The organism is Catenuloplanes atrovinosus (assembly GCF_031458235.1).
GTDB lineage: Bacteria > Actinomycetota > Actinomycetes > Mycobacteriales > Micromonosporaceae > Catenuloplanes > Catenuloplanes atrovinosus.
In genome coordinates this window covers 6,830,112-6,848,241 of sequence record NZ_JAVDYB010000001.1, presented here as the reverse complement: position 1 = coordinate 6,848,241, position 18,130 = coordinate 6,830,112, and the positions used below count along the sequence as shown (strand labels likewise).

Genomic DNA, 18,130 nt, shown 5'->3' with positions numbered 1-18,130 from the left:
TGGTGGTGAACGAGAAGGGCTCTCTCCTTTAAATCCCCCGGCCGTGCCGGTGCAGCGTGGCCAGCACGTTCTCGACCTTGACCGCGCCGGTCATCGCCGCCAGCGCGATGGCGGCGCGCGGTTCGCGCCAGTTCGCCCGGACCGCCTCCTTCGTCCAGCGCCACGCGTCCGGCCGGTTCCCGGTCGCCGCGGACCAGCAGGCCAGCTGACCGTAGACGCGCGCGGCGCCGGGTGCACAGCCGGCGATCTCCGGGTGCCGCGCCATCATCCAGCGCAGCGAGGAGATCTTGGTGCCGTACTCGTACGCGTAGTGCGAGCTGCGGCCCCACAGCACCCGGACCAGCGGCTCGTCCACGTGCACGATCGGCGACCGGCGGGCCGCGCGCAGCAGCAGGTCCCAGTCCTCGTTCTGGCTGCCCGGCGCGTCCTCCGCGACCAGCCCGAAGCCGTGCTTGCCGATCAGCGCCTCGCGCCGGATCAGGAAGCTCGACGAGTGCAGCATCGCCATCCGGGACCGGGCCAGCTCCTGCACGGTCACCCGCTCCCGGCCGGCCAGCCGCGCGTTCAGCCGCCCGTCGAACTCCACCTGCATGCCGCACGTGACGAACTCCGCCTGCGGCTCGGTGAGCAGCGCCGCCACCTGCTTGCGCAACTTCGCCGGCAGCCACTGGTCGTCGTCGTCCAGGAACGCGACCAGCTCGGTGTCCAGCGCGGTGATGCCGGTGTTGCGGGTGCCGGCCAGACCAGGGGTACGCCAGTTCGCCAGCATCAGCACGGGCGGGCCGCTCGGCGAGGCCAGTGAGAAGTCCGGCTCGGTGCCGTCGAACACCACGATGATGCGGATCTTGCCCGGGTAGTCCTGGGCGCGGACCGAGTCGACGGCCTTGCGCACCAGCTCCGGGCGACTGCGGGTCGGGATCACCACGCCGACCGTGGGCCAGCTGGTCACGAGATCTCCACTTCTGTCTTCTTGTCGATGGTGCGGTAGCCGTAGGCGCGCAGCATCGGCGCGCACACGGCACCGACCAGCGCGCGCTGCCGTGGCGGAAGCGCCTCGCGCCACGCGTCGTCCCGGCGCAGCGGCACCCGGCCGACCGTGAACCGCATCGGGTTACCCGCGGCGCTGTGCCCGGTGCGCAATTCGGCCGCGCGCCCGTCGGGGCTCAGGAACGCCAGGTCCTCGTCGCGCAGCGGCAGACCGGCGTGCCGGGCGATCCGGTGCAGTTCGGTGCGCGGGTCGGCCAGCAGCGCCTCGTACCGGAGCCGGGCGGTCGGCACCCCCCGGCGCGCGAGCAGCCCGAACGCGGCGTTGTGCCCGGCCCAGAGCAGCGCGGACCGGCCCGCGGAGTAGCGCGTCATCTGCTCGGCGCCGTCGGTCTCCGGCCGGTCCACGGCCTTCGTCCACGAGTACGCGACGCCGCGCGGGTCCCGGATCACGTGCACGACGCGCAGGTCCAGCGCGGGTGACCAGCGCAGGCAGTGCGCGAGCGCGCTGTGCTTGGACGAGTCGACGACCACCTCGGCGCCCGCGACCAGGGCCGCGGCCTCGTAGACGGCGGTGTAGAACCCGGCGTACTCCAGCACGGCCTCGCGCAGCGGCTGCGGCAGCGTCCGGGCGGCCAGGCGCGGGATGTGGCGGGTCCGCTCCACGGTGGCGCGCAGCCGGAGGATTCGGTCCACGTCGACGGCGTGCCAGCCATCGAACGCGGCCTCGCCGATCGCCCGCCAGAACGCGCAGTCCGAGAAGCGGGCGCCGCAGCCGCAGCGCTCGTCGTCCCGTACGTCCCGTTGCCAGAGGTGCACCACCTCGCCGAGCGCGCAGACCCCCGGCAGCTCGCCAAGGAGACGCTCTACGAGAGTTGTCCCACTTCGCCCTAAACCACCGAGAAAGACTACCCGTGCCACTTTCACCACTTTCGGTCGTTTCGTTAAGTAACGAGTGATCGAGCGTGGGGGAGTGCTTGCGGTGCGCGTCGTCCTGGACGGGACGGGCTTCGACCCCGTCACCGAGGCGCAGGTGGTGGCGCACGTCCGGCGGGCGCTGGAACGCGGCGAGGGCGGGCGGATCGTCACGCCCAACGTCGACATCCTGCGCCAGGCCCGGTCCTCCGCCGCCGTCCGCGACCTGCTGTGCGGCGCGGACCTGGTGGTCGCGGACGGCATGCCGCTGGTCTGGGCCAGCCGGCTCGCCCGCACACCGGTCCCGGAGCGCGTCGCCGGATCCAGCCTGATCTGGTCGCTCTCCTCCGGCGTGGCCGACGACGGGCGGTCGGTGTTCCTGCTCGGCGGCGCGCCCGACGACCGGGCCACCGGCGCCGAACGCGCCGCCTCCCGGCTGGCCGTGGCCTGCCCCGGCCTGCGGATCGCCGGCTGCCTGAGCCCCGCGTACGGCTTCGAGCGCCGCCCCAAGGAACTGGAGGCGGTCTGCCGCGAGGTGGTCGAGGCCAAGCCGGACCTGGTCTACGTGGGACTCGGCTTCCCCAAGCAGGAGTGGGTGATCTCCGCACTCGCCGACTACCTGCCGTTCACCTGGTTCCTCGGCTGCGGCGCCGCGATCAACTTCGTGGCCGGCGACGCCCGGCGCGCACCCGCCTGGATGCAGCGCGCCGGCCTGGAGTGGCTGCACCGCCTCGCCGGCGAGCCCCGCCGGATGGCCGGCCGTTACCTCGGCCACGACGCGCCCTACGCCATGCGGTTACTGGTCGGCGCCATGGTCGGCCGCGTCCGCTGAGACCCTCGCACTGCTCGCTCCGCGCGGCTTTGCTCTGCTTACCTGGGCCGCGCCGCTCTGCTTACCTGTGCCGCGCCGCTCTGCTTACCTGGGCCGCGCCGCTCTGCTTACCCGGGTGAAAAGCCGCGAATCCGGCGGCGGGTGCACGGGTAAGCAGAGCGAAGCGTCACGCGCGGGGGCGGGCGCGCCGCGGCCCGGGCGGCTGGTTGAACCACGGGTCGCGGGTCAGTTCCGCGAAGGCGTCGAAGGCGGCGGCGTCGCCGGAGACGCGGAACTGCTTCTCCGGCGGGTTGCCGTCCGGGTTGGAGTCGAAGTAGCAGACGCCCTTGATCTGCGGGTTCGCCTTGAACAGGCGGGTGGCGTCGCGCAGCCAGGCGGCCCGCGCCGGTGAGCCCCAGGCCGCTGCCACGCCGTACTCGCCGATCAGGATGGGTTTGGGCCGTTCGGCGGCCCAGCGCAGGAACGGGGTGAGCAGCTCGCCGAGCGACCGGAAGCGCTCGCCCGCGTAGACGTCCACGCAGGTCCAGTCGACCACGTCGTCGCCGGGGTAGAAGGCGGGCGCCTCGCCGTTCTCGAAGCCCTCCGAGGTCGGGCACCAGACCCAGGACGCGTTCCGGGCCCGCTCCGCGTCGAAGATCCGCCGCACGTGCCGCCAGGCCGCCACGTAGTCCGGGCCGGACCACATGGACGGCCGCAGGTTGGGCCGGTCCATCTCCCACCGGAAGCGCATCAGCACCGGCCGCTTCGCCGCGGCCACGCGCCGGGCCTGCGCGCGGATCAGCTCGTCGTGCTCGCCGGACGTGATCGACCGGGTGTCGCCGGACGCCCAGCTGAACAGCAGCGTCGCGCCGGCGTCCATGAACGCGCGGTCCGACTCGGTGCCGAACTTCTCGTCCCACTTGCGGTACGTGTGGACGATGTCCAGCTCGCGCCCGAGCCGTGCCTCCAGCCCGTGGATCGCGTCGAGCCGTCCGGGCTGGCTGATCACCTCCGGCTTCACCCAGGCGCCCAGGTAGGCGCCGGTCGCCGGCACCGGCATGGGGCCCGCGTCGTACGGCCCGGGGTGCACCGCGATGGCCGGCGGCGGCCCGTCCAGGTCCGGCGACGGCGTCGGCGCGGGCGACGGCTCGTCCCGGCCGCATGCGGCGACGCCCAGCGACGCCACCAGCGTCAACGCGAGCGCGGGCACCCACCGGCGAGCCGCGAGGGCGGGCATCCACCGGCGAGCCGCGAGGGCGGGCATCCACCGGCGAGCCGCGAGGGCGGGCATCCACCGGCGAGTCGCGAGGGCGGGCATCCGTCGGCGGGTCACGTGTGCCGCCGGGCCACGTAGAGCACGTTCACCGCCACGCCGGACAGGGACGGCAGCCGCGTGGCGAACCGGTCCACCAGGCGCGCGACCGTGCGCACGCCGCGCCGCTCGTACGCCGACTGCGGGAACATGCTGAACCCGCGCCGCTCCACCACCTCGAAGCCGTGCTCGGCGAGCAGCGCCACCACCTCCGCGTGCGACAGCTCCGCGAACCACCGCCGGCCCGAGCGGCGGCGGGCCGCCAGGTGCCGCAGCGAACGCCGGTTGCCGTGGTTCTCCACCACCAGCAGGCCGGCGTCCCGGTCCGGCAGCGCCCGGGCGGCGAACGCGAGCAGCCGGTGCCGGACCGAGTCATCCACGTTGAGCAGCAGCCGGAACGAGGTGACCAGCGCCGGGCCGTCCTCCCGCGCGGGCACCGGGACCGGGCCGTCCTCCGCGATCCGGTGCAGCCGCGCGGCCGTACCCACCTCGGCGGCCTTCGCCAGCATCTCGGCGGACGTGTCGTAGCCGTGCGCGCCGCGCACCGCGCCGTGCAACAGCCGGATCGCGCGGCCGGTCCCGCAGGCGAAGTCGTGCTGCACCGGCCGGCGCACCGGGAAGGACCGCGTGATCAGACGCCGGAGGTACGCCCGCTGCCGCTCGTTGATCGCGGAGCCGTAGCTGTCCGGCGCGTACGTGACGGTCTCGTACTTCTCGACCGCCTCCGCGTTCTGAAACACTGAAGCATAATTTGTCACGATAAATCCTCCTGAAGTTAGCGAGAACGGCGCAGCCGGACGAAGTCGGAGAGGCCGAGCAGGTTCCGCAGGCGGTACACGCCGAGCGCGTAAGACGTCCCGCCCACCACCAGCGCGCCCGCCAAACCCGGCACCGACGGGCCCAGCACCGCCACGGAGAACGCGCCCACGCCGCCGAAGCACGCCACCGCCAGCACGCCCGCGGCCAGCGTCCCCCGCCCGAACGGGTGCAGCCCCAGCGCGAAGCCGACCTGCAGCAACGGCACCAGGTTGTTGATCAGGACGGCCACCGCCAGGCCGATCGCCGCGCCCAGCGCGCCCAGCGGCGGAATCAGCAGCAGGTCCAGCGCGATCGTCACGACCAGCGCGAGCACCACGTTCCACAGGTTCCAGGTGGTGCGCCCGGCCATGGTCAGCACCGAGTCGACCATCCCGCAGCCGGTGGAGAAGAGCATGGCGCTGCCCAGCACCACCACGATCGCGCCGCCGTGGCGGTAGCCGGCGCCGAACGCGCCCAGGTAGACCGGCGCGAACGTGATGACCAGCAGGTAGAGCGGCCAGGTGGCGAGCACCAGCCAGCCGGTCGCGGCCTGGTAGAGCGCGTTCGCCCGGGCCCGGTCGCCGGTGGCCAGCGCCTCCGCCAGCCGGGGCTGCACCGCCTGCCCGATGCCCTGGTTGGCGAACTGGCCGAGCACCACGAACCGGCCGGCCACCGCGTAGAGCGCGGCCGCGGCCAGCCCGCCGAACGCGGCGACCAGCAGTACGTCCAGGCGTTGCAGCGCGAGCTGGGCGACGCTGGCGACCGCGCGCGGGCCGGTGAAGCGCCAGAAGCGGCGGCGCAGCAGCCGGCGCGCGCGCGAGGTGGGCCCCTGCTCCGGCGCCGGGCCGGACAGGTAGACGCGGCGCAGCGCGTACGCCCCGAGCAGCGCCACCGGCAGGTACGGGCCCACCCAGGCCAGCGCGTACCAGCGCGGTGGCAGCGCCACCCAGAGCGCGGCCAGCGCCAGCCCGCCGATGCCGGCCAGTTGCAGGCCGGGCCGGACGATGCGCTCCAGCATGATCGTCGGGCGCAGCATGCGGTAGCCGCGGGTGGCGGTGAGCACCGCGTCCGCGATCGCGGCCAGCGGCAGGAAGACCGCGAGCACGCGCAGCTGCCCGGCGTGGTCGGCCACCACGCCGGGCGTGGCGCCCGGCGCGGTCAGCCGGGCCAGCGCCGGCGCGAACGTCCACACCAGCGCGGCCATCGCCAGCGCCACCGCGCCGACCGGCATCAGCCCGGTGCGCAGGCACTCGCCGAGCAGGTTGGTGTTGCCCCGCGCGCGCAGCCGGGCCGGCCAGTAGACCAGCCCGGTCTGCGTGCCCAGCCGGGCCAGGCCGGTGGTGAGCGCGAACAGCGCGGTGGCCGCGAAGAACGCGCCGGCGTGGTCGGTGCCGAGCCCGCGGGCGACCAGCCAGGTGACGGCCAGGCCGGTGAGCCCGGTGAAGCCGACGCCGATCAGGTTCGCCAGCCCGCCCCGGGCGGCGCCGCCGACGCCGTTGCGCGTCGGCGCCTCCGCCGCCGGTGCCGCGTGCGCGCAGTACATCCCCGGCACGCTGCTGCACACGGAGTGGTCGACGGTGCGGGGCAGGGCGCGCGACGGCGCCCCCATCAGGCGCGCCAGACCGGGGTCTGCCCGAGCCAGGCCGCCAGCGCGCGGTCGTGCGGCGCGTAGTGCGCGGTCAGGTCCTCGCGCACCGCGTCCTCCATCGCCGCGCCGCGCGGGCGCGCGTTGTGCTTCTCGAACGCCGGCCGCTCCAGGTGCGGCAGCTCCAGGAAGTCCAGCACCCGGTCGTAGACCGGCTCCGGCTCGGTGAAGAACCGCTCGCTCTCCAGCACCAGAATCCGCTCGCGTGGGATGTGCTCCGCGACCGCGTCCAGGTAACGGGCGTACTCGCCGCGCGCGCGGTAGGCGTGGTGCTGGTGCGAGAACGAGCGGTAGTCCGGGTCGTCCGCCAGCCGCTCCTCCTCGCGGTGCAGCCGGGCCGGCTCCAGCGCCAGGGCCCGCGCGAACGACGGCTCCTTCTCGAAGCGCCGGGCCACCTCGTGCGCGTGCTGCGAGTAGGCGCGCTCGACCGGGTCCCGGACCAGCACGATCAGCCGTACCTCGGGAAGGTCCGCGGCGATCCGGGCCGCGGCCCGCGGATGGTAGAGGTAGTACGGGCTCGACTCGAACGTCTGCGCCGGTACGCCGTGCCGCTCGGCGACCCGGTGGCCCGCGCTGTGCCGGGGGAAGTGCCCGCGGTACCAGCTCAGCCCGCGGTGATAGGACGTGTCGAAGTAGTGCACGCCCTTGTGCAGCACGGCCTTGAGCACCACGGGGTGCGCGGCCAGCGCCCGGTAGAGCGACGTGGTCCCGCACCGCTGCCCGCCCGCGATCAGGAACGACGGCAGCATGCGCGAGCCGGACGTGAGCCGCCCGTACGACCGGGACCCGAGGTGCACGAGGTGCTTGACCGCACCCGGCACCCGCGACGATGTGATCATTTTTGATTGCCCTCCACGCGACGGATGAGAACCGGCAGCAGCCAGCTGCCCAGGACGCCGAGCCGCGCGCCGGCCTCGGCCTGCCGGTCGATCAGGTAGCGGACGGCCAGGTCGATCAGGTAGAGCAGCGCGGTCAGCTCCCGCGCGCCCGGCGCCACCTCGAACGGGTGCAGCAGCTCGCCGGCGCGCTGCATGGTCGCCTCCAGCGCGCCGGCCGCGTCCGGATCGGACTGCACCCGGCGCTGGAGTTCGTGGTGGATCGCGTCGAACCCGGCCGGTACGCCGGGCGTGAACCGCTCCCAGTCCCAGAGCAGGACGGTGTCGTCCAGCGCGGCCATGTTCCACGGTGCCCAGTCGCCGTGCCAGGCGCCGTACCGCAGGCTGATCTGCCCGGCCCGGTCGGCCAGCAACCGCGCCGCGCGCCCGAGCTGCGCGCCCTCCGGCCGGTCCGCGACAGCGGCGAGCCGCTCGGTCAGGCTCTTCCAGTACGGCCCGCCGGTGAGCGGCCCGTAGGTGTACCCGAGGCACCCGGCCACGTCCCGCATCGCGGCCGCGAGCCGGCGCGGAGACACCGAGGCGCGCGGCCGCCACACCGGCAGCGCGGACTGCACCAGCACCTGATGCGTCCCCCACCGGCCGGAGTGCAGCACGCGCGGCACGGTCAGGTGCGGCAGCGGCACGCCGGAGAGCGTGTGCAGCGCGGCCGTCTCCGCGCCGACCAGCTCGCGGGTCAGCGGCCCGGTGCCGAGCTTGACGAATCCGCAGGTGGCGCCGGTGTCGTCGAGCAGTTGCAGCACCGGCTTGCGGTTGGCGCGGGCCGGGCCGATGTGCACGCTCATCGAGGTCCGGCGGCCGAGCGCGCGCTCCAGGTACGCGTCGATCGAGCCGTCACGCGGGCCGCCGATCCGGATGCGGTCGCGCAGCAGCAGGCCGGACGCGCCGGTCCGCAACGCGGCGACCACCGCCTCGCGCTTCAGCCGCGCGACCCGGGACTGCGGCTCGGCGTACCGGCGGACCGCCGCCGCGGCGATCCGGCGCGAGCCGGCCGGGACCAGCAGCCGGGCGCGGGCGCGGTCCGGGACCACCACGTACTCGACGACGCCCGGACCGTCCGTGGTGAACATCGGCGGCGGGTAGAGCACGCCCAGCACCTCGTCCAGATACTGCGCCCGCAGCGCGGCGTCGTCCGCCGTCAGGCGTACCGGCGCGGTCTTGACGGTCACGTGGGGTCTCCCTCCGCGGATGTGTTTCGCCATAGCAGCGCGTAGGCGAGGAACAGGAACGCCAGAGGGGTGACCAGCGCGTTGTACCAGAGCGTGGCCGCGAACGACGCCACGATCGCGCAGCTCGCGGCGATCCCGGCCGGGCTGCGGTCGCGGCGGAACCGCCACAGCCCCTGGGCGAAGAAGCCGAGGTAGGCGACCGTGCCGGTCAGGCCGTGCGCGTAGAGCAACTGCCAGAGCTGGCCGTTGCCGCCGACCGTGAAGTTGCCGCACCGCTCGCAGGCGGAGCTCTCGCCGACCGCGATCGAGTTGCGGCCGCCGATCGTGGTGCGGGTGGAGCCGTACCCGATCACCGGGGAGTGGAGCACACCGTCCAGCGCCCGCCCGACCAGGAACGAGCGCACGCCGTCGGACTTGCCGTTGTCCAGCCGCGCGGTGACCGTGCTCCCGAGCGGGCTGACCAGGATCACCAGCACCAGCAGCGCGCTCGCGGCCAGCACGCCGAGCAGCAGCGCGATCCGGCCGGACCGCAGCGCCACGTACAGCACGGAGACGCCGAGCCCGATCCACAGGCCACGGTTGAGCGACTCCACCACCGGGATCAGCGCGATCACCAGGCAGATCGCGGCGAACAGCCGGTGCCTCCGGGTGGCGACCACGAAGAACCCGGCCAGCAGGCAGAAGTTGTTGCCCCAGGTGTTCGTGTAGCCCCACGGCGCGGCCGGGCGCGGGCGCGTCTCGCCGACCACGTCCATGATCTGCGCGGCGTACGGATGCACCATCGACTGCACGAAGCCCTTGTTCCGGATGCCGGCCGGCAGCGCCAGCTCGACCGGCGACGTGAACGCGAAGTGGCCGGCGAACACGCCCAGCAGACCACCGGCCACGGTCACCACGAAGAGCCAGCCGAGCAGGCCGACCAGGCGGCGGCGCGGCAGCTCACGCTCGGTGAGATTCCCGGCGTAGATCAGCAGCACGGTCAGCGACAGGTACTGCACCAGCCGGAACGCGACGCCGACGATGCGCGCGCTCGCCCGCTCCGGGACCGTGCCGGCCGGGTCCGCGCCGAGCGCGCCGATGCTGATCACCACGACCACCAGGAAGAGCAGCCACCACGCGAACCCGGGCGGCATCCGCACCGGACGGCCGCGCGCGGCGCCGCGGATCAGCAGCACCGTCATCGGCACGGCCAGGATCGGGAAGATCAGCACACCCAGCCCGAGCGCCCACCACACCGGATAGAGCAGCAGCAACCCCGCGACCGGCCAGGCCGGAAGGTCAACACCCTCGCGGGGGTACGTGGTAGCCGTGCGCTCCGCGAGGTGGGCCGACGTCACCGGCCCGATCCGTCGCGGTCCGCGCGCTTGGCCGCGGCATCGTCCCGGGCCGCCGCGGCCACGGCGGAGATGTCGATGACGCGGGTTTCCGCCTCCGACTCGCCGAGCCAGGCCGGCATCTTCGGCTCGGGCTTCTCCTTGCCGGCCGGGCTCGGCTTCTTCGCGGCCTCCGACCCGTACGTGCGGCTGACCGGCTTCTTCGGCTGCGGCGGCGTGAGCGTCGGCCGTGGTGGCGGCAGCTCCTCGGCGGCCTTCGGCTCGATGCGCGGCAGCACCACGGCGCCCAGCAGCGGCGTACCCACGCGGCGCAGCTGCTCGGCCGCGTCCGCCACCTCCGGCCGGCGCGCGCGGCGCGTCTCCACCGAGAGGATCGCCGCGTCCGCCAGGCTGGCCAGGCTCTGCGCGTCCGCGCTGCTCGACGTGGACGGCGCCTCCACCACCACGTACGCGGCCTGGCGGCGCAGCGTGCCGAGCATGTCGGCGAGCGCCTGCGACTGGATCAGCCCGCCCGCGGCCGCGGTGCCCCCGGTGGTGACCACGCGCAGCGACGGCACCCGGGGCGCCTGCTGGACCGCGTCGGACAGCGGCGCCCGCCCGGCCAGCACCTCGGACAGGCCGGGCTTGGCCGCGATGCCGAAGATCCGCGCGATCGGGGCGATCTCCACCATGCTCTCCGGCAGGTGCGCGCCGATCAGCACCACCTCGCTGCCGGTGCGGGCCAGCGCGGTGGCCAGGTTCGCCGCGACCAGCGTGGTGGCGGAGCCGCGGCTGGCGCCGGTCACCACCACGACCTGGTCGTCGCGGCCGAGGCTGGCCAGCACCTCGTTGCGCAGCCGGTTGAACGTCCGGCCGCCGGGTCCGTACGGCTGGAGCACGTCGTCGAACCGCGGCGCGCTGCGCCCGTTGAGCGTGGCCAGCACCGGCACGCCGGCCGCGGACACGTCGGACGCGGACCGGACCCGGCGGTCCAGCCGCTCCCAGAGCGCCGCGGTGAGCAGGCCGAGCAGCAGCCCGATCATGCCGCCGGTGGCCAGGTTGAGCATGGTGTTCGGGCTGCTGGGCATCACCGGCAGCCGCGCGTCGCTGATGATCGAGCCGACGCTGACCGTGGTGGTGGTCAGCTCGTTCAGCTTGCCGTTGAGCGAGTTGAGCTGGTTCTGCGTGGTCTGCCGCTGGCTCTCCAGGTTGGGCCGCTGCGGGCTGTCCCGGTCGACCCGGGCCAGCTGGTTGTTGACCTCGGTGAGCGTGGCGCTGAGCTGCTTGACCTTGTCGGAGAGCGCCTTGATCGCGGCCTCGGTGCTGGCCGTGGCGGTCCGCTCGCGGTTGCGCAGGTACGCCTCCGCGAACGCGTGCGAGCCGGCCCGCGCCGCGTTCGGCTCGGTGGCGGCGTACGTGATGACCAGCACCGACGTGTTCGCCGGGACCTCGACGCGGAGGTTCTTCGCCAGCTCGTCCGGTGGCAGCGGGCTGCGCAGCAGCTCGGCTGCGCCGGCCGCGACCGCGGTGGAGCGGACCAGCTGCGCCTCGGTGTCGAGGTTGACCTCACCCTTGGTGCGGCCGCCGGAGACGTTGGTGTCCTGGCCGGCCGGCGTGACCAGCACGCTGGTCGCGGACTCGTACGTCTTGGGCATCCGGGCGGTGACGCCGGCCGCGATGGCCAGTCCGAGCAGCGCCAGCCCCGCCAGGACCCACCAGTGCCGCCGTAGTATCCCGAAATAGTGGGACATGTCGTGGGACACCGGAGGAGACGCGTCCATGGGTGTGGCGGCCCTTTCCACGGGGTGCCGACCGTACGGTCGAAGGCGGGGCCGCCAGGGAGAACACCGTGCAGCGGCCGAGAGCGGCGAATCGCCCCCAGGGGTTCAACGCCCGTCTCTCGGCTACGTAACTGCCCGATCGGGTCAGCGGTGCGGCTCGAACCACCCGTGTTCGGTGAGGTAGTCCAGCACCAGCTTGACGGAATCGGCCAGCGACAGGTCACTGGTGTCGATGGTCAGCTCCGCGTCCGTCGGCGTCTCGTACGGATCGTCGATGCCGGTCATCCCGGTCAGCTCGCCGGCCCGCGCCTTCGCGTAGAGGCCCTTGCGGTCGCGCCGCTCGCAGACCTCCAGCGGCGTCGACACGTGGACCAGCACGAACCCGGCGCCGGCCTGCGTCGCCATCCGGCGGGCGGCCGCGCGGGCATCCGCGTACGGCGCGATCGGGCAGCAGATCGCCAGGCCGCGGTGGCGGGCCACCTCGGCCGCGACCCACCCGATCCGGCGCACGTTGCGGTCCCGGTCCTCCTTGCTGAAGGTGAGCCCGGCCGACAGCTCCCGGCGCACCACGTCGCCGTCGAGCAGCGTCACGGTGCGCTCGCCGGACTCCCGCACCGTGTCCGCGACGTGCCGGGCCACGGTCGACTTGCCGGAGCCGGAGAGCCCGGTCAGGAACACCACCAGCCCCCGGTGCCGCCGCGGCGGGCGCGCCCGGACCAGCTCCTTCGCCACGGCCGGCGGCGTGTGCCACTCCGGCAGCGGGAACCCGCGGTCCAGCAAGTCGTTGATCTCCAGTTGGGAGAGCGCCAGCTTGCGGTTGCGCGGCGGGATGTCGTCCCGCCAGCGCCACTGACCGTCCCGGTTGTCGTAGGCCAGCTCGCGCGGCACCAGCACGCGCGGGCCGCCGCCGGAGAGCGACTCGCCGGTGGAGAGCAGGTGGGTCACGCCGTAGGCGGCCGCCACCCGCGCGCGCAGCAGCGCGTCCGCCACCTCCTGGCCGCGCCGGGTCAGCGACACCGCCACCAGCGTCGCCGGGGGCATCCGGTCGCGGGCCGCGAAGATCGCCCGGACCAGCGCCTCCGGCGGCATGCCGTCCGGACTGGCCTCGGCGATCGGGATCAGCACCAGCAGGTGCGCGCTCAACTGCTTCGCCGCGTGCGCGATCTGGGCGAGCTGTGGGCGGTGCAGCGGCTTGTCCGCGATCACGCCGAGCACGCGGCCCGGCGGCAGCAGCGCCTTGACCTCTTCCGGGGTACGGCGCAGCCGCTGGAACGGGCCGTGCGTGCCGTCACCCAGCCGCCGCACGTCGCCACCGACGCCGTACATGCCGTTCTTGGCCGGCCAGGCGTCCGAGACCTCCATGGCCGCGACCGGCGCGCCCTCCAGGTCGGTCAGCACGATCGCGCGCGCCACCGGGTTCGTCAGGTCCAGGCTCTCCGCGATCGAGGCCGGCACCTCCAGCGTCACCGGCGCCGGCCAGGACCGGTCGTCCGCCAGCCGCCCGCGGCGCGCCAGGCTCGTCAGGTCCGCCCGGCCGAGGAAGCCGGTCAGCGGGGCATAGGCGCCGGAGAGCAGCAGCTCCAGATCGGCGAGCTCATACGCCCGGGGCGTATAAGCCGGCGCGTCCCGCAGCACGTCCTCGGGCAGCAACCACCCACCGCTGTTCATCCCACCCCCAAGACCAAGTAAGGCAGACAGTCTCTCAGCAGAACGCCCGATCGTGAAAGTCGGAGGGGGGCCGAGCGACAAATCAGTGCTCCGGCTCGTTGTGCCGGGAAGGTCGTCACTGGAGGAGGTCTCTCGGCATGCGCCGCCGGTTCCGCCTGATACCGGCCCTGATCGCGGTCGTCGCGCTGGTCGTGGTCGCCGGCCTGGTCAGGTGCGGGCCGCGGCAGGACGACCGGCCGGAGCCGGCCGCGCCCGGCACCGCGCCGCCGCCGCGCGCCGGGCCGGCCCCGCCGCCGGCGGCACCACCGGCTCCGGGACGGTCGCCCGCGCCGTCCGCGTCGTCCGGGTGGGGGACCGCGCCGGAACGGCCGGGCGAGCCGCGCGACTGCCGCGTCGGGGCGAAGCTGGTGCCGACCTGCAACGTCCTCTGGGGAGCGGCGCCGGGCGCGTTCACCTCGGCGCGCGGCGCCCGGGCGCTGGCCGAGTACGAGGAGAGCACCGGCCGCACGCAGGCGGTCTACCACGCGTACCACCGGGGGATGAACGGGCTGTTCCCGACCGCCGAGGAGGTGGGGATCGCCGGGGACCCGGCCCGGCCGCGGCTGCTGTTCCTGAACTGGAAGCCGTGGGACGCGAGCTGGGCGGAGATCGCGGACGGCGCGGCGGACGACTATTTGGACCGGCTGGCCGCGCACGTCCGCGCCACGTACCGCGAGCCGTTCTTCTTCACGGTGCACCACGAGCCGGAGGAGGAGGTGGATCCGCGCCCCGGGTCCGGCTACACCGCGCACGACTACCGCGACATGTTCCGGCACGTGGTGGGGCGGCTGCGGGCGCGCGGCGTGGACAACCTGGTCACGGTCGTGGTCCACATGGCCTATGTGCCGTACACGTCGGCGCGGTGGTTCCCGGACCTGTATCCGGGCGACGACGTGGTCGACTGGGTCGCCTGGGACACGTACGCCTACAGCGATCGCGGCGAGTACGGCCACGGCGACTTCGCGGAGCTGATGAACCGGACGTCCAGCGAGGCGCCGGACTGGCCGGGGTTCTACAACTGGGCGGCGGCCCGGCACCCGTCGAAGCCGCTGATGGTCGCGGAGTGGGGCGTGTGGGCCAGCCGTGCGAATCCGGGGCACCAGGCCGAGTTCTACCGCAGCGTGGGCCGGCAGATCCACGACTTCCCGCGGATCAAGGCGCTGCTCCACTTCGACACGCCGCACGACCAGCGCGGCCGTGACTCCCGCCCGGAGCGCACCAGCTCCGGGCTCGCCGCCTACCGCGACCTCGGCCGGCTGCCGGTCTTCCAGGTCGACGTGCGCTAGCGGCCCCGCCGTACGGCGACGGCGGGGCCGCGGCGATCAGCTGGTCTCGGACGAGGCGGTGAACGAGCGGAGCTTCACCATCGCGAAGGCCAGGCACACCACCGTGACCACCGCGCTCATCACGATGGTGACCGGCAGCGACACGTTCGCCGTCAGGAACTCCGTCGGCGCGAACCGGTCCGCGTAGGTCAGCGTGTACTGCCCGATGGACAGCACCCGGGTGCCGCTCACCAGGTTGCCGAGCAGCCCCTCCCAGATCAGCACGTAGAGCAGGCCGACCAGGACGGGACGGCGGCTGAGCAGACTGAGCAGCACGAACACGGCGGAGTAGATCACCGCGCCGATCGCGCCCGCGGCGGCCAGGGCCAGGCCGAAGCGGAAGTCCTGGGCCAGGACGCCGACCACGTAGAGCGGAATGGCGGCGGTGAGCGCGGTGACGCCGGAGGCGACCAGGAACTTGGCCCAGACGATCTCGGCGCGGGCCAGCGGCTTGGTGAGGATGTGCACGATCGTGCCGTCGTCGATCTCGGAGCCGAGCACGCCGGTGCCGACGATCAGCGCGATCACCGGCAGCAGCACCGTGATGCCGAGACCGTTGATCACCGCCGGGGCCCAGTCGCCGGTGTTGATGCCGGTGACCCGGGCGAAGACGGCCAGCGCGACCAGCAGCAGCGGCAGCGGCAGCAGCAGGAGGAACCGGCGGCGGCCGAACAGGCCGCGCGCGGTCATCCAGGCGATGGTCGGGTTGAACAGCATGGTCAGGCCTCCACCAGGTAGGAGAAGACGCTCTCCAGGGACTCGTCGGACGGGGTGAGCCGGCTGACCCGGATCCCCTCCTTGAGTGCGATCTTGGGTAGCGACCGGGTGAAGCCGCCGTAGTCGCTGGCGCGCACGGTCAGCCCGGTCGCGGCCAGCTCGACGCCGGCCACGGAGGGCTGGGCCATCAGCGCGACCGCGAGCCGCCGGTCGTCGGTGGAGGAGACCGCGAAGACGTGCGGCCGGTTCGACATCAGCCGCCGGATCTCGCGGTAGTCGCCGGAGGCGGCCAGCCGGCCGGCCACCATCACCTGCACGGTGCCGGAGAGCTGCTCGACCTCCTCCAGGATGTGCGAGCTGAACAGGATGGTCCGCCCGGAGTCACCGAGCCGGTGCAGCAGCTCCATCATGTGCATGCGCTGGCGCGGGTCCATGCCGTTGAACGGCTCGTCCAGCAGCAGCACCTGCGGCTCGTGCACCAGCGACGCGGCCACCCGGGTCCGTTGCCGCATGCCCTTCGAGTAGGTGGAGATGCGCCGGTCCTTGTACTGCGTCATCTCCACCAGGTCGAGCGCGGCGGCGGCCGCCTTCACCGGGTCGGGCAGCTTGTGCAGCCGCGCGCTGGCCAGCACGAACTCGTGGGCGGTGAGGAAGCCGTGCACCGCCTCGCGCTCACTGACCAGGCCGAGGTGCCGGTAGACGGCCGGGTTGCGCCAGGCCGGCATGTCGCCGACCATCACCCGGCCCCGGGACGGCGCGAGGAATCCGGCCATCATGTGCAGCAGCGTGGTCTTGCCGGCGCCGTTCGGGCCGAGCAGTCCGGTCACGCCCGGTTCGAGCGTCATGGTGATGTCGTTGACGGCCACCACGTTCCCGAACCAGCGGGACACGCCGTCCATGGTCACCGTGGTCACGAGGCCACCTTCCGGTATCGGACGAGCAGGAGCGAGACGCAGGTCGCGAGCAGAGCCAGCGTGACCGCGCCGTAGAGCGGACCGTACGGCCCGATGCCGAACTCCTCCGGCATGCTCTCCGGACGGCCGAAGATCCATTGCCCGACGCCGCCGACCAGCGTGGCCGGGCTGGCCAGCTGCGCGAGCTGCTGACCGGTCTGCGTGGTGGCGAACGTGAGCACGCCGACCACCGGCGCGGTCACCAGGAACACCGCGACCGTGGCGCCGGCCGCGACCGCGCGGCGCGCGACGAACGAGGACACCAGCAGCGCGATCGCGCCGTAGACCAGCGCGAACAGCAGCGCGTACGCCAGGCCGGGCGCGAACGCCTTGGTCTCGTCCCAGACCGCGCCCATCCCGTCGCCGCTGAACGCCGCGGTCAGGAACATGATCAGCATCGGTACGCCGAGCACCGCGAACCCGGACGTGACCATTGCGGCCAACTTCGCCAGCGGGTAGTCCGCGCGGCTCAGCGGCCGGGAGAAGTAGAGCGGCAGCACGCCGCTGCGCAGGTCGCGGGAGACCAGCTCCGGCGCCACCACCGCGCAGAACAGGATCAGCAGCATGCTCATCTGGTCCGGGAACGACTCGTAGGTGAGCAGCTCCAGGCCGGTCTGCGACTTGACCGCGGCCGCGACCACGCCGACGACCAGCATGATGCCGGCCACCGACCACGGGAAGATCTTGGCCTTGAACGTGCGGCCCAGGCCGAACGCGGCGCGCATGCCGTGCACGTAGAGCGCGCCGAACACGGCCGCCCGGCCCAGCCGCTGACCCTGGTAGCGGCGGTATCCGATGTCGTGGATGACGGACATCAGGCGTCCTCCCTCGCGGCGAACAGCTCGGCCACCCGGTGGCGGCGCTGCTCCAGGCGGTGCAGCGGCAGGTCCAGGTCGGCGACCGCGGCCAGGATCGTGTCGTACGCCGTGTCCGGCGCCTCGCCCAGCGGCACCAGCAGCAGCCGGCCCTCACGCGTCGGCGGCAGGCCGGCCGCGGCCAGCCGGTGGCCGAGCTCGTCCGTGCCCTCGCTGACCTCCACCGCAAGCACGTCCGTGCTGGTCGTCATGGTGGAGATCTCCGCGGACCGGAGCAGCCGGCCGCCGTCGATGGCGATCAGCGAGGTGCAGATGCGCTCGACCTCGCCGAGCAGGTGCGAGCAGACCACCACGGAGATGCCGAACTCGGCGCCGATCCGCGCGATCAGGTTGAGCATCGCGTCGCGCCCGGCCGGGTCCAGGCCGTTCGTCGGCTCGTCGAGCAGCAGCAGGTCGGGGTCGTGCACCAGCGCCTGGGCCAGCTTGACGCGCTGCTTCATGCCGGTCGAGTAGCCGCCGATCTGGCGGTAGCGCTCCTCGTACAGTCCGACGTGGCGCAGCGCCTCGGAGGCCCGCTCCCGGGCGGCCGTGCGCGGCAGCCCGCTTATCCGGCCGAGGTGGGTCACGAACTCGGCCGCGGACAGCTCCGGCGGCAGGCAGTCGTTCTCCGGCATGTATCCGACGCGCGCTCGCACGTCGACAGCCTGGGTCGTCGGGTCCATCCCCAGCACGCTCAGGGAACCGCTGGTCGGAGCCAGCAGTCCCAGCAGCAGCTTGATCAGGGTGGACTTGCCGGCCCCGTTCGCGCCGACCAGGCCCACGATGCCCGGCCCCACGCTCAGCGTCAGGTCCGACAGCGCGGTGACGCGTCCGCCGTAGACCTTCGTCAGGGATTGGGTCGCGATCAATGTCACGCCGTCGAGCCTAGGCCCAGCGCGCACCCCGCGGATCGGGAATGACCCCCGGACGGACCCTCAGAAGCAAGATCAAAA

General features: G+C 73.5%; 16 protein-coding genes. 2 read left to right on the top strand and 14 right to left on the bottom strand.

Features of this window, described 5'->3' with window-relative positions; translation table 11 throughout:
* Positions 1-28: 28 nt before the first annotated feature.
* Positions 29-949, bottom strand: a complete 921-nt coding sequence (locus J2S41_RS30500) for a glycosyltransferase family A protein (RefSeq protein WP_310372836.1) — start codon at positions 947-949, stop codon at positions 29-31.
* Entirely contained in the window at positions 946-1,905 is a 960-nt protein-coding gene (locus J2S41_RS30495; RefSeq protein ID WP_310372834.1) for a sulfotransferase family protein, read from the bottom strand. The genes J2S41_RS30500 and J2S41_RS30495 overlap by 4 nt, the downstream gene beginning before the upstream one ends.
* Before the next feature lie 61 nt (positions 1,906-1,966).
* Between J2S41_RS30495 and J2S41_RS30490 the strand changes: the two genes are divergently transcribed.
* Complete coding sequence (locus tag J2S41_RS30490) at positions 1,967-2,731, top strand: WecB/TagA/CpsF family glycosyltransferase (RefSeq protein ID WP_310372832.1); 765 nt, start codon at positions 1,967-1,969, stop codon at positions 2,729-2,731.
* 166 nt (positions 2,732-2,897) lie between these two features.
* On the opposite strand, the gene J2S41_RS30485 is transcribed toward J2S41_RS30490, so the two are convergent.
* From J2S41_RS30485 to cysC, 8 genes are all read right to left on the bottom strand, one after another.
* Positions 2,898-3,947, bottom strand: a complete 1,050-nt coding sequence (locus tag J2S41_RS30485; protein ID WP_310372830.1) for a glycoside hydrolase family 26 protein — start codon at positions 3,945-3,947, stop codon at positions 2,898-2,900.
* A 92-nt stretch (positions 3,948-4,039) separates the two neighbouring features.
* Positions 4,040-4,762, bottom strand: a complete 723-nt coding sequence (locus tag J2S41_RS30480; protein ID WP_310372828.1) for a class I SAM-dependent methyltransferase — start codon at positions 4,760-4,762, stop codon at positions 4,040-4,042.
* Between the two features lie 35 nt (positions 4,763-4,797).
* Positions 4,798-6,429, bottom strand: coding sequence for a lipopolysaccharide biosynthesis protein (locus J2S41_RS30475; RefSeq protein ID WP_310372826.1), 1,632 nt, complete (start codon positions 6,427-6,429; stop codon positions 4,798-4,800).
* Positions 6,429-7,304 (bottom strand): sulfotransferase domain-containing protein, encoded by an 876-nt coding sequence (locus J2S41_RS30470; protein ID WP_310372824.1) that lies wholly within the window; start codon positions 7,302-7,304, stop codon positions 6,429-6,431. Before J2S41_RS30470 ends, J2S41_RS30475 begins: the two co-directional genes overlap by 1 nt.
* Complete coding sequence (locus tag J2S41_RS30465; RefSeq protein ID WP_310372823.1) at positions 7,301-8,527, bottom strand: hypothetical protein; 1,227 nt, start codon at positions 8,525-8,527, stop codon at positions 7,301-7,303. Before J2S41_RS30465 ends, J2S41_RS30470 begins: the two co-directional genes overlap by 4 nt.
* On the bottom strand, positions 8,524-9,864 hold the full coding sequence (locus J2S41_RS30460) for a hypothetical protein (protein ID WP_310372820.1): 1,341 nt from the start codon (positions 9,862-9,864) through the stop codon (positions 8,524-8,526). Before J2S41_RS30460 ends, J2S41_RS30465 begins: the two co-directional genes overlap by 4 nt.
* The gene (locus J2S41_RS30455; RefSeq protein WP_310372819.1) at positions 9,861-11,591 is read right to left on the bottom strand and encodes a tyrosine-protein kinase domain-containing protein; all 1,731 of its coding nucleotides are present in this window, start codon (positions 11,589-11,591) and stop codon (positions 9,861-9,863) included. Before J2S41_RS30455 ends, J2S41_RS30460 begins: the two co-directional genes overlap by 4 nt.
* Positions 11,592-11,765: 174 nt before the next feature.
* Positions 11,766-13,289, bottom strand: a complete 1,524-nt coding sequence (gene cysC / locus J2S41_RS30450; RefSeq protein ID WP_310372818.1) for an adenylyl-sulfate kinase — start codon at positions 13,287-13,289, stop codon at positions 11,766-11,768.
* 137 nt (positions 13,290-13,426) lie between these two features.
* Between cysC and J2S41_RS30445 the strand changes: the two genes are divergently transcribed.
* A complete protein-coding gene (locus tag J2S41_RS30445; protein WP_310372816.1) occupies positions 13,427-14,614 on the top strand; it encodes a glycosyl hydrolase in 1,188 nt (395 codons plus the stop codon).
* A 36-nt stretch (positions 14,615-14,650) separates the two neighbouring features.
* On the opposite strand, the gene J2S41_RS30440 is transcribed toward J2S41_RS30445, so the two are convergent.
* From J2S41_RS30440 to J2S41_RS30425, 4 genes are read right to left on the bottom strand one after another with little or no spacing between them, the layout of a single operon-like run.
* Entirely contained in the window at positions 14,651-15,370 is a 720-nt protein-coding gene (locus J2S41_RS30440; RefSeq protein ID WP_310372814.1) for an ABC transporter permease, read from the bottom strand.
* Positions 15,371-15,372: 2 nt separating this feature from the next.
* Entirely contained in the window at positions 15,373-16,269 is an 897-nt protein-coding gene (locus J2S41_RS30435; protein WP_310376603.1) for an ABC transporter ATP-binding protein, read from the bottom strand.
* A gap of 11 nt (positions 16,270-16,280) precedes the next feature.
* The gene (locus J2S41_RS30430) at positions 16,281-17,138 is read right to left on the bottom strand and encodes an ABC transporter permease (protein WP_310372812.1); all 858 of its coding nucleotides are present in this window, start codon (positions 17,136-17,138) and stop codon (positions 16,281-16,283) included.
* Positions 17,138-18,052: an ABC transporter ATP-binding protein gene (locus J2S41_RS30425; RefSeq protein ID WP_310372809.1), complete on the bottom strand. Its 915-nt coding sequence runs from the start codon at positions 18,050-18,052 to the stop codon at positions 17,138-17,140. The genes J2S41_RS30430 and J2S41_RS30425 overlap by 1 nt, the downstream gene beginning before the upstream one ends.
* Between the last annotated feature and the right edge of the window lie 78 nt (positions 18,053-18,130).